At 73.0% G+C, this 488-nt stretch carries 2 pseudogenes; both read right to left on the bottom strand.

From position 1 onward, the window contains the following. Window positions 1-308: pseudogene (locus A5481_RS31860) on the bottom strand (riboflavin synthase); the annotation flags it as partial. Further along, window positions 309-488 (bottom strand): annotated as a pseudogene (locus A5481_RS34940) (bifunctional diaminohydroxyphosphoribosylaminopyrimidine deaminase/5-amino-6-(5-phosphoribosylamino)uracil reductase RibD); the annotation flags it as partial.

Raw genomic sequence — 488 nt, 5'->3', positions numbered from 1 at the left:
GTGACGAGGTGGCCGCCGAGCTCGTCGCCGATCCGCAGCGAGCGCTCGAGGTTCACCCGCCGGCCCGGCACCCACTCGCCCACGGTGGTGCGGGCCAGGGTCTCGGCGGCGGCGTCGATCTCGAAGGTGCAGCCGCCCGCGCGCGGGGTCACCGTGACGGCGGTGAGGCAGGGTCCCGAGCAGGCGATCGAGGCGCCGATCAGGATGCCGGCGGGATCGTAGGCGCAGTCGATGGCGATGCGCCGGAGCTTGGAATCGCCGGAGACCGCGGCGACGCGGCCGACATCCGAGACGAGGCCGGTGAACATCTACGGGCTCCGTGCGTGGCAGGTGAAGAGATCGGTACCGATCCGGACCTCGTCGGCGACCGTGAACTCCGCGGAAGCGAGGCGGGCGGCGAGGTGGGGGCCGACCGCCGGCAGGCCGGGCTGGCCGAGCATGCAATCACCGGTGACGAGCAGGCACTCGTCGACGAGATCGTCGCGCGC

This window comes from Methylobacterium platani, assembly GCF_001653715.1.
GTDB lineage: Bacteria > Pseudomonadota > Alphaproteobacteria > Rhizobiales > Beijerinckiaceae > Methylobacterium > Methylobacterium platani.
This window is presented reverse-complemented; position numbering and strand designations above follow the sequence as displayed.